Raw genomic sequence first — 9,841 nt, 5'->3', positions numbered from 1 at the left:
GGGGGGGGGGGGGTTTCAGATTATGGGCTCGAGCCGAGAGGCTGCACCCCTCACCCCGGCCCTCTCCCCTGAGGGGAGAGGGGGCGATGGGGCCGAGAAGCGGGCGATGGATGAGGGTCCCACGTCCCTTCTCCCCTGAGGAGAGAGGGGGCGATCAACGCAAAAAGGCGCCCCTTGCGGAGCGCCTTTTGTTTTTGGATGCCGAGGTGATCAGCCGAAGGGCGGGGCGAGTTCGATGACGCCGCAGGCGATGCGGCCGCCGGCATCGCCGGCCGGGTCGGTCATGTAGTCGTCGGCATGATCGTGGATCATGATGGCGGTGGAGACATCGGTGCCGGTGATGGCGCTGCGGCCGTCATCGGGGCTGTTGTCCTCGCCCGCCACGACCTTGATCAGCGGGTTGAAGATGTTGATGTCGAGCGTGCCGCTCTCGGAGATGAACTGGTTGGGCATGTCGCCGGCATGTGGACCATCGGCATTAAGATAGCCATGCGCGGCGCCGGTGGGATTGAAGTGGCCGCCGGCCGATTCGAAGCCGCCGGCGGCATCGCATTCGCCGTTTTCATGCAGGTGGATGGCCCGCTCGCCGGCTTCGAGGCCTTCGACCGTCAGGCGAATGACCACGCCATGGGGGGTTTCCATGAACTGGGCCGAGCCGATCGTCTCGCCATCGAGCCCGATCAGGGTCGCGGCGGCGGTGGGGCGATCCATCGCCTGCTCGGGCGTATCGGTGGCCGCATGGCCCGCCGCATGCGGAGCTTCTGTGCTGTTGAGGGGCGCCGTCTCGGTGGTGGTCGAGGTCTGGGCCAGAGCCGGGCCGGCAAGGCCGGCAGCGAGCATAAGGGCCGGCAGCGCGGCGAAAGTTGCAAGGCGCATGGGGTATCTCCTCCATTGTTATTGTGTGGAGGAGAAACAGTGGGCGAACCGCTTGGTTCCGCCCGAGCAGCGATCAGTCGAAGGCGGCGTAGACGGCCTGCCGGAGCTCGCGGGTGTAGCGGCCGCGGATGCCCTCGGGCGCGCTGTTGGTGAGGGCGACGACCGAAAGCCCGAGCGCCGGATCGGCAAACCAGATGTGGCCATAGCCCCCCGAGCCGCGGAAGGCGCCGGACCGTTCAGGGCCGCCGGCAAGGATGGCATCGCGCAGCACATGGGTGCCGAGGCCATAGCTCCAGCCGATATCCATGACGTCGGGGAGGTGCGGCACGGCATCGGTGACCATGAGGCGGGTGCTGTCCGAGGAGAGCAGCGGATGGCCCCCTGCCCGCAGCGCATCGATGACGCGCACGAGCTCGGCAGCCGTGCCGGCCATGCCAGCCCCGCCCGACAGATAAGAGGACCGGTCGAAGATGCGCTCGGGAGCGGCAGCGGCCGGGGACTGGAGCGTGGGGCGCCAGAAGGTGCCGGTCATGCGTTCGAGCAGGCCATCATCGCTGGTGCCGTAATGGGCCACGAGGCGGCTGCGATCTGTGACGGCAAAGCCCGTATCGACAAGCCCGAGCGGATCGGTGATGCGGCTTTTGACGAGAACATCGAGCGGCTGGCCGGCGGCGGCTTCGAGCATGAGGCCGGCGACATCGACGCCGAGCGAATATTCCCAGCGCTCGCCGGGCCGGAACAGCAGCGGCACGGAGGCGAGCCGCGCCAGCTGCTCGGCGCCGGACAGCCCAGGCTGATCGAGGCCACTCGAGACATTGGCGCGGTGATAGGGCCCGCCCGGCGCTTCGCGGAAGGGATAGCTCAGGCCCGATGTATGGGTGAGAAGGTGCCGCAGCGTGATCGCCGGCGCCTCGCCATCGGGAAGGTGGGGGCGGAAATCGGGCAGATGATCGATGACGGGCGCATCGAGATCGACAAGCCCATCCTCGGCCAGCCGCAGCGCGGTGGCGGTGGCGACGGGCTTGGTGCAGGAGGCGAGGAGGAAGATGGCATCGGCCGTTATCGGGCGTTCTGCCTCGCGATCGGCCAGCCCGGCGGCTTCGAGCAGCACCATCTGGCCATCGAACAGCACCGCGACGACGGTGCCAATGATGCGATCCTCGTCGAGCGCGGCGGCAATCGCGGCGCCGACGCCTGCGGCCAGTCGCTGCGTGTCCACCTCGCTAGGCCCTCCGCGTCTCAAGCAGTCGGGCCAGTGTGGCGCCCATCACCAGCGTCTGGTCAAGCGCCGAAATGCCGGAATGGCGCGTGACCATCGAAACGGTCTGCGCATAGGTCATGTGACGCCGCGAGACGGGATAATCCGACCCCCAGACGAGGCGGGCGGGCCCGAATTCGCGCAGCAGCGCCTGCCCCGCCCACACGAGGCCGGGATAGGGGAATTCGTCATCGGGGCCGGCAGCATTGCCCATGCCAGAAAGCTTGACGAAGATATTGGGCACCTCGGCCGCCGCAAGCACGTGGCGCAGGGCCCCTGCGATATGATCGGTGCGGGGCCCCAGAAAGACGCGGTGGTGGATGAGGATCGGCATCTGCGGATGCCGGCGCGCCAGTTCGGCGATGGCAGGCACCTGATGGGGGAAGGCCGAGATGGAGACGATGAGGCGATGCTGGTCGGCAAGGGCGAAGAAGGCCCTGCCCTCCGCGTCATTGAGCCAGCCGCCATCGTCGGCATCGTCGAGATAATGGGTGAAGCCCGCCATGTCCCAACGCGCGAGCGCGGTTTCGAGGCGGCCGGCGGCGCCGGGCGTGCGGTAATCGTGCGACCAGCGGCATTCGAGATCGGGGAAGACGACGAAGCGGCCCGGATGGCGTTCGGCTTCGGAAAAGGCATGGTCGACATTGCCGTCATTGTCGCCGATGCGGGCGCAGATGATGACGGATTTTTCGACGCCGGTCCGATCCATCTCGTAAAGCAGCTGGCCGGCACGGGCGCGGCTCTCCGGATCGGGGACCGGCGGCTCGTAGGGCCAGCGCTCCCAGACATGGGTGTGGCTGTCGAGGATCATCGAGCGGATACGGAGGCGAGCCGCGCCTCGCTCACCGCCTGCTGGATGGCGCCGGCGGTGACGCGCTCACCCGGCGAATCATAGGGCGCGGCGACGGCGCGCAGCGGATCGGTGCGGAAGAGCGCGAGCCGTGTCGATCCATCGAAGGCGGCAAGCGCCCGGCGCTCGGCTTCCCCTGCTTCTGGATTGTCGAGATCCCACGGCACATCGGGGTCGGGAGAGGGCACGGCTTCGATCAAAGCCTTGGTATAGGGGTGGCGGGGGCGGTGGATGACATCGTCGGCGGCGCCGACCTCCATCACCTGCCCGCGATAAAGCACCACGATGGTCTCGGCCACCTGATAGGCGGTGGCGAGATCGTGGGTGACGTAGATCAGCGAAATGCTCTCCTCGCGATACATGTTGAAGAGGATTTCGAGGATGGTGGAGCGCAGCGACGCATCGACCATCGAGACGGGCTCGTCGGCAAGGATGATCTGCGGCTCGAGCAGCAGGGCCCGGGCGATCATGACGCGCTGGCGCTGCCCGCCCGAAAGCTGGTGGGGGTATTTGCCAAGCGTCTCTTCAGGCCTCAGCCCCACCCGCGCGATGGTCTTCTCGATCCTGGCATAGGCTTCGTCGCGCGAGCGCACGAGGCCGAAATTGTTGAGCGGGGTGATGAGGGGATGGTCGATCTTGTAGAAGGGATTGAAGACGTCGAAGGGGTCCTGGAAGATCGCCTGGACCTCGCGGCGGAACAGCCGCTGGCCTGCCGCATCCATGCCGGCGACGGGCTTGCCATCGTAGAACACGGCGCCGCGCGAGGGCGCCTGGAAGCCGAGCAGCAGGCGGATGAGCGTGGATTTGCCCGAACCGCTCTCGCCCACCACAGCGGTGATGGAGGGGCGCTTGCCGCCCACCGACAGCGAAATCTCGCTCAGCGCTTTGTTCTTGATGCGGCCGCCGAAGCCGCCGGAGAACACGACATCGACGTCGCGCACATCGAGCTGCTTGCTCATGATGCGGCTCCTTCGGCTTCGAGGCTGGTGCGGAAGGTGCGGACGCTGTCGAAGGAGGGCAGCGAGTTGATCAGCATGCGGGTGTAAGAATGTTGCGGGTTGGCGAAAACCTCGCGGACCGGGCCGGTTTCGACGAGTTCGCCGCGATACATGACCCCGATGCGATTGACGAAATGGGCCATGAGCGCCATGTCGTGGCCGATCAGCAGGATGGCGCAGCCGAGGTCGCGCTGCACGCTGCCGAGGGTCGCCAAAACCTGCTTTTGCACCATGACATCGAGGGCGGAGGTGGGTTCGTCGGCCAGGATGAGGCTGGGGCGCAGCGCGATCGACATGGCGATGCAGACGCGCTGCTTCATGCCGCCCGAGAGCTGGTGGGGATAAAGATCCTGCACCTCCGGGCCGAGGCCGACGCGCTTTAAGAGATCGCCGAGCACGCGGCGGCGCTCGCGGCCCGAATGGCGGATGCCGTGATCGTCATAGATGTCGCCCATCTGCTCGCCGATGACGAGCACGGGATTGAGCGAGCTCATCGCGCCCTGCGGCACGAGCGCCATTTCGGAAAAGCGCAGCTCGCGATATTGCCGCTCGGTCAGCGCCTTGAGGTCGCGGCCGTTGAGGCGGATGTCGCCCCCCGTGATGGTGCCGCCGCGCAGCATGCGCATGAGCGCGAGGATGGCGGTGGATTTGCCCGATCCGCTTTCGCCCACAAGGCCGAAGCGCTCGCCCGGCATGAGGGAAAAGCTCAGATCCTTGACGGCGCGGAAGGGGCCGCGCGCGGTGCGGTATTCGACATCGAGATGCGAGATTTCGAGGACGGGAGCGGTCATTGCGTGCCCACCCGCTTGTTGACGAAGCTGTCCATGCCGATCGAGGTGAGCATGAGCCCGATGAAGATGAGGGCGATGGCGAAGATGGGTGGCCCCCACCACCACCACATGCCGCGAATGATGGCGGAGTAGAACTGCGCCCAGTAGATGGTCATGCCCAGGGTCAGATCGTTCTGCGGGCCGAGGCCGAGGGCTTCGAGCCCGACGGTGGCGAGCATCGCCTGCGAAACGGTGAGCACGAAGCTGGCCGCGATGAAGGGCAGGAGATTGGGCAGCACTTCGATGAAGATGAGCTTGAGCCCCGAGGTGCCGTTGAGCCGCGCCACCTGCACATAGCCGCGCTCGCGCAGTGACAGGGTCTGGGCGCGGATGGTGCGGGTGGCGACCATCCAGGAGAGGGCGGCGACGATGAGGGCCATGAGCTCGACGGTCATTTCGCGCACATTGGCGGCGACCAGTACGAGGATGGCAATGCCCGGAATGGTCATCATCACGTCCGACGCGGTGCGGATCACCGTATCGATGATGCCGCCGACAAAGCCCGCGACGAGCCCCAGCGCCACCCCGACCGAAAGGCTGATGAGGCCGGCGAGGAGCCCTATCTTGAGGGTCTGCGGAAGGGCAAGCGCCATCACCGTGAACATGTCGCGCCCCTGCCCGTCCGTGCCCAGCCAGTTGCTGCCCGAGGGCGGGCGGCGCGGGACGGTGACCCCGACACGGGCCTGCGAAGGATCGACAAAGAGCGGGGCCAGGAGCGCGAAGAGGCAGATGAGCCCGAGCACGACGATGCCGGCCAAGAGGGCGCGATTGCGCCCGAACGCGGAAAGATCGATGCCGCGGCGGGGCATGGTGGTGGTGGCCATGGCTCAGCTCTTCCTTGCCGTGATGCGGGGATCGATGAGCGGATAGATGAGATCGAGGATGAACATGGCCACCGCGATCGACACCGAAAGCAGGAGCACGATGCCCTGGATGACGAAATAGTCCTTGGTCTGGATCGCCTGGTAGAGGCGGAAGCCCAGCCCGGGATAGGAGAAGATGACTTCGACGAGGATGGCGCCCGAGACGATGTGGCCGAGGGTCAGCGCCAGCTTGGTCAGCTGCGGCAGAAGCGCGTTGCGCATGCCGTAACGCAGGAAGATGCGGCGGTTCTTGTTGCCCTTGGCCTCGGCCAGGGTGATGTAGTCCTCGCCCAGCACCGAGACCAGCATGCCGCGCATGCCGATGGCCCAGGCGCCGATCTCGGCGATGATGATCGAAATCGCCGGCAGGGTCGCGTGCCAGAGGATGCCCCTCAGCGTCTCGAAATTCCAGCCGACATTGAGCCCGAAGGGCATGCCGCCGCCGGCCGGGAACCAGCGCACGAGGATGGCGAAGACGTAGAGCAGGATCATCCCGATGAGGAAATACGGCACGGCCGAGAGGATGAGGAGGCTGGAGCCGGCGGTGCGCAGCCAGCGTGGCGTGCGCGGCCAGGCGATGGCGCCGCCGAGCCAGGTGCCGATGACGAAGCTGACGATGGTGCAAAAGCCCAGCAGCCCCAGCGTCCAGGGCAGGCTGGCGGCGATGGCGTGGCTGACGCGTTCGGGATAATTGGCGAGGGAAAAGCCGAAATCGAAGCGCAGGATCGACTGCCAGTAGGCGACATATTGCATCCACACCGGCTGATCGAGGCCGAAGCGGGAGCGGTAGGCCTCGACCATGGCGGCGACATCGCCCATCTGGCCGCCGCCCGAGGCCATCAGCTGGTTGAGCTGGGCTTCGATCGGGTCGCCCGGCATGAGCCGCGGCAGGGCGAAATTGATGGTGACGGCCAGAAAGATGACCAGCACCATGACGCCGAAGCGGCGAATGACATAGTCGAGATACATGCCGCCTCCCTCGCGGGGCAATGCGTTTGAAATCGCCTGATCGGGCACAGGGTCGGCGAGCGGCCCCTGCCCTGCCCGGCGCTAGACCAGCATGCGCTGGAGCACCTCGTCGGTGAGGCCGAGGCCGAAGCCGGGCGCGTCATTGGGTACGAGCCGGCCATCCTTCGGAACCGCCATGCCGGGGAAGACCACCGTCTCCTCAAGCGGGGTGCCGGGGCCGCCGCCGACGAAATATTCGCCCCAGCGCACATTGGGATTGGCGAAGCTGAAATGCTGGCCATAGGGCGTGTTCATACCGGCATGGAGGATGACCTCGATGCCCGCCGCCTCGGCGATATGGTTGATGCGCTGGCAGCCGGTGAACCCGCCGACCCAGGCGATATCGGGCTGGAAGACATCGACCATCTGCCGCGCGGCGGCATGGGCGAAGGGATAGGGCCCGTACCAGTGCTCGCCGGTGGCGAGGGTCTGCCAGGGCAGCCGGCGACGCAGCGCCTCATGGCCATCGAGATTTTCGGGGACGAGGCAATCCTCGATCCATTTGAGGCCATAGGGCCGGAGCCTTTCGGCCAGGCGCACGGCGAATTCGACATCGAAGGCGAGCCAGCAATCGAGCATGAGCTCGACATCCCTGCCGATGAACTCGCGGGTCTTGGCCACGAGTTCCTCGTTCTTGTGCAGCGCATCGAGCCCGTCATGGGTGCCATAGGGACAGGCGAGCTTGGTGGCCTTGAAGCCCAGCTCCATGTGCCAATCGGTATCATTGCCGGTGGCGTAGCAGAACTGGCTCTCGCGGGCCGGGCCGCCGGCCAGCTCGTAGACAGGCACGCCGAGCATCTTGCCCTTGAGATCCCACAGCGCCAGATCGACCGCCGAGATGGCGTAGGAGGTAAGCCCGGTGTTTCCGTAAGGCATGGACATGCGCATCATCATGTCCCACAGCCGATCGGTGGCTAGGGCGTTCTCGCCGATCAGCAGCGGGCCGAAATGCTCGTTGATGAGGCTGATGACCGGCTGGCCGTAGCGGGAAATGCCGAAGCCGGTGGTACCATCATCGGCGGTGACGAGGCAGCCCACCGCGCCATCGAAGCGCCAGGTGGAGCGCAGCTTCTTGAAGCGCGCGTAATTGGACATGGAGCCGGCAACTTCCGCATCCTTTGTCCAGGGCGAGCGGCGCGGCGGGGTGCCGGTCTGCTCGACGCCATCGCGATAAAGCGCGCCGGTCATCTCGCTCTTGATGCGGAAGGCGCGGATTTCCTTGATCTTGGGCATGGTCTGGCTCGGGCAGCTACGGACATGGAGGTCGCAAGGGTGGATGAAGGGGCGACCGGGACCGCCCCTTCATGATGGTTGCGATTACTGCGTGGGCTCGAGGTTGTGGATCACCCGCGCAAAACCTTCCCAGGGGAGATAGGGGGCGATGTAGGGGTTCTCGGCATTGGGCCAGCCGGTCCAGTAGGTGGAGTTGAACACCAGCGTGTGGAACTCCTCGGCCAGCGAGATTTCCGGCAGGTCGTTGACGAAGATCGCCGTGGCCTTCTGCACGAGGTCCATATAGGCCGGATCATCCGGGGAAGGCTGCATCTGCTCCATCTGGTTGAGCAGCGCATCCATTTCCGGATTGCTGTAGCGGGTGGGCGCACGCAGGTTGGGCACGGGCTGGCCGGCATCGCGCGCGTACTTCGAGTGGAAGTGCTCGAGCGTCTGCCACGGATCATAGAGCGAGCCGCAATGCGGCCGCACGGCCAGCGCGTAATTGCCGGAGGTGACGGCCTCGACCTGCGCGGTGCCCTGCATGGCCCGGAAGATGGCATCGAAGCCCGCCTGGCGGAACTGCTCGACCAGCACCGGACCCGAAGGATCGCCCTGGGCGACATCGAGCTCGACCTGCAGCACGGCGCCGGCAGAATCGGCCCAGAAGCCATTGCCGTTCTTGGTATAGCCGGCCTCGGCCATCAACTGGTCGACCTTGGCGAGATCGGGACCGTTGAGCGCGGTGGCCCCGACATCGTCGGCCATCTGGTCGACATAGTTGAGCATGCCCTGATAGGACGAGACGGGCAGCACGGCCTGGGTCACCGAGCCTTCATAGGCGAGGTTGACATATTGCTCGCGATCGACCGCGTAGTTGATCGCCTGGCGCAGGAGGCGATTGTCCCAAGGCGCGCGCTGGTTGTTGAACATGATGGCGAAGGTGCAGCCATCGGGCGTGCCCCAGACGGGACCTTCCTTGTTCCACGACACCAGAGCCGGGTTCTGGAAGCGTATGGCGTCATAGGCGCCGGGCTGGATGGACCGCCCCAGATCGATCTGGTTGGAGGCGTAGAGCTGCGGCATGGCCTCGGCAGTGGCCGGGACATAGACGATGCGCTCAACCTTGGGCATCTCGTCGACGACGCCGGCATCGACCGCCCACCAGCTGTCGCGCAGATCGTAGAACAGCGAATTGGCGTCGGACTTGACCAGCTTGTAGGGGCCCGTGCCGACCGGCCAGCCCTTGGCGAGATCGAAATTGGCGAAGGTCTTGGCGTCCTGCCCGTCCCAGATGTGCTTGGGAACGACGATGAAGCGGGTGGACTGGCCGGTGGCGAGGAAGTCGGCTGCCCAGCGGGGGCCCGGCTTCTTGAGCTTGATCACAACGGTCAGCGGATCGGGGACCGTGGCGCTTTCCACCCACTCGGCGATGGCCGAGGAGAACAGCAGGTCGGGCGCGGCGCCCTTGAGCATCTCGAAGGTGAAGGCGACGTCCTCTCCGTCGAAGGCCTCGCCATCGCTCCACTTGACGCCATCGCGCAGCTTCACCGTCACTTCGGTGAAATCATCATTGTAGGCATAGCTCTCGGCCAGCCACGGGATGAGCTCGTTGGTGTTGTGGTTGGTGTAAAACAGGTGCTCGGTGACGGTGTAGTGCAGGCTGTTGCGCGCATGCAACAGCACACCGGCATAGGGATTGAAATTGTCGGGCGCCGGCACCTGGTTATGGAAATCCCAGCCCTGGGAAATCAGCGTGCGGTTGCGCGGCACATCGGGCACCGACTGGGCCGAAGCCGGCAGCGTGGTGGCCATGAGCGATGCGATGATGGCGAGACTCGGCAACGCGCCGAGCGCCCGCGACAGGCTCCTCGAAAGCATAGTTTCCTCCTCTGGGGCGAAGCCGGTTTCCTCCTCCGGCTTGCGCGATCGATCCGATGTCTCTA

9 protein-coding genes are annotated in these 9,841 nt (G+C 65.8%); all 9 read right to left on the bottom strand.

Features of this window, described 5'->3' with window-relative positions:
* Window positions 1-210: 210 nt before the first annotated feature.
* The 9 genes from BT183_RS01965 to BT183_RS01925 all read right to left on the bottom strand — a co-directional run bounded on the left by BT183_RS01965 (window position 211) and on the right by BT183_RS01925 (window position 9,776).
* A complete protein-coding gene (locus BT183_RS01965) occupies window positions 211-876 on the bottom strand; it encodes a superoxide dismutase family protein (protein WP_072338728.1) in 666 nt (221 codons plus the stop codon).
* Window positions 877-949: 73 nt separating this feature from the next.
* Window positions 950-2,095 carry a serine hydrolase domain-containing protein gene (locus BT183_RS01960; RefSeq protein WP_244545234.1) on the bottom strand — a complete coding sequence of 382 codons (1,146 nt, stop codon included), beginning with the start codon at window positions 2,093-2,095 and terminating at the stop codon, window positions 950-952.
* 4 nt (window positions 2,096-2,099) lie between these two features.
* Window positions 2,100-2,945: an amidohydrolase family protein gene (locus tag BT183_RS01955; RefSeq protein WP_072338726.1), complete on the bottom strand. Its 846-nt coding sequence runs from the start codon at window positions 2,943-2,945 to the stop codon at window positions 2,100-2,102.
* A complete protein-coding gene (locus BT183_RS01950; protein WP_072338725.1) occupies window positions 2,942-3,943 on the bottom strand; it encodes an ABC transporter ATP-binding protein in 1,002 nt (333 codons plus the stop codon). Before BT183_RS01950 ends, BT183_RS01955 begins: the two co-directional genes overlap by 4 nt.
* Window positions 3,940-4,773: an ABC transporter ATP-binding protein gene (locus BT183_RS01945; protein ID WP_072338724.1), complete on the bottom strand. Its 834-nt coding sequence runs from the start codon at window positions 4,771-4,773 to the stop codon at window positions 3,940-3,942. The genes BT183_RS01950 and BT183_RS01945 overlap by 4 nt, the downstream gene beginning before the upstream one ends.
* Window positions 4,770-5,636 carry an ABC transporter permease gene (locus tag BT183_RS01940; RefSeq protein WP_084603189.1) on the bottom strand — a complete coding sequence of 289 codons (867 nt, stop codon included), beginning with the start codon at window positions 5,634-5,636 and terminating at the stop codon, window positions 4,770-4,772. The genes BT183_RS01945 and BT183_RS01940 overlap by 4 nt, the downstream gene beginning before the upstream one ends.
* Window positions 5,637-5,639: 3 nt before the next feature.
* A complete protein-coding gene (locus tag BT183_RS01935; protein ID WP_072338723.1) occupies window positions 5,640-6,644 on the bottom strand; it encodes an ABC transporter permease in 1,005 nt (334 codons plus the stop codon).
* A gap of 81 nt (window positions 6,645-6,725) precedes the next feature.
* On the bottom strand, window positions 6,726-7,916 hold the full coding sequence (locus BT183_RS01930; RefSeq protein WP_072338722.1) for an enolase C-terminal domain-like protein: 1,191 nt from the start codon (window positions 7,914-7,916) through the stop codon (window positions 6,726-6,728).
* Window positions 7,917-8,000: 84 nt separating this feature from the next.
* Entirely contained in the window at window positions 8,001-9,776 is a 1,776-nt protein-coding gene (locus tag BT183_RS01925; protein WP_072338721.1) for an ABC transporter substrate-binding protein, read from the bottom strand.
* Window positions 9,777-9,841: the final 65 nt, after the last annotated feature.

The organism is Devosia enhydra, from assembly GCF_900119845.1.
Taxonomy (GTDB): Bacteria; Pseudomonadota; Alphaproteobacteria; order Rhizobiales; family Devosiaceae; genus FPKU01.
Note: the sequence above shows the minus strand (reverse complement) of the source record. Positions and strands in the feature narration are given on the sequence as shown.

What these genes read in the sequence shown, in the direction of transcription:
- BT183_RS01965 (WP_072338728.1), bottom strand. Translation starts at nt 876, where the DNA reads ATGCGCCTTGCAACTTTCGCCGCGCTGCCGGCCCTTATGCTCGCTGCC.
- BT183_RS01955 (WP_072338726.1), bottom strand. Translation starts at nt 2,945, where the DNA reads ATGATCCTCGACAGCCACACCCATGTCTGGGAGCGCTGGCCCTACGAG.
- BT183_RS01950 (WP_072338725.1), bottom strand. Translation starts at nt 3,943, where the DNA reads ATGAGCAAGCAGCTCGATGTGCGCGACGTCGATGTCGTGTTCTCCGGC.
- BT183_RS01945 (WP_072338724.1), bottom strand. Translation starts at nt 4,773, where the DNA reads ATGACCGCTCCCGTCCTCGAAATCTCGCATCTCGATGTCGAATACCGC.
- BT183_RS01940 (WP_084603189.1), bottom strand. Translation starts at nt 5,636, where the DNA reads ATGGCCACCACCACCATGCCCCGCCGCGGCATCGATCTTTCCGCGTTC.
- BT183_RS01935 (WP_072338723.1), bottom strand. Translation starts at nt 6,644, where the DNA reads ATGTATCTCGACTATGTCATTCGCCGCTTCGGCGTCATGGTGCTGGTC.
- BT183_RS01930 (WP_072338722.1), bottom strand. Translation starts at nt 7,916, where the DNA reads ATGCCCAAGATCAAGGAAATCCGCGCCTTCCGCATCAAGAGCGAGATG.
- BT183_RS01925 (WP_072338721.1), bottom strand. Translation starts at nt 9,776, where the DNA reads ATGCTTTCGAGGAGCCTGTCGCGGGCGCTCGGCGCGTTGCCGAGTCTC.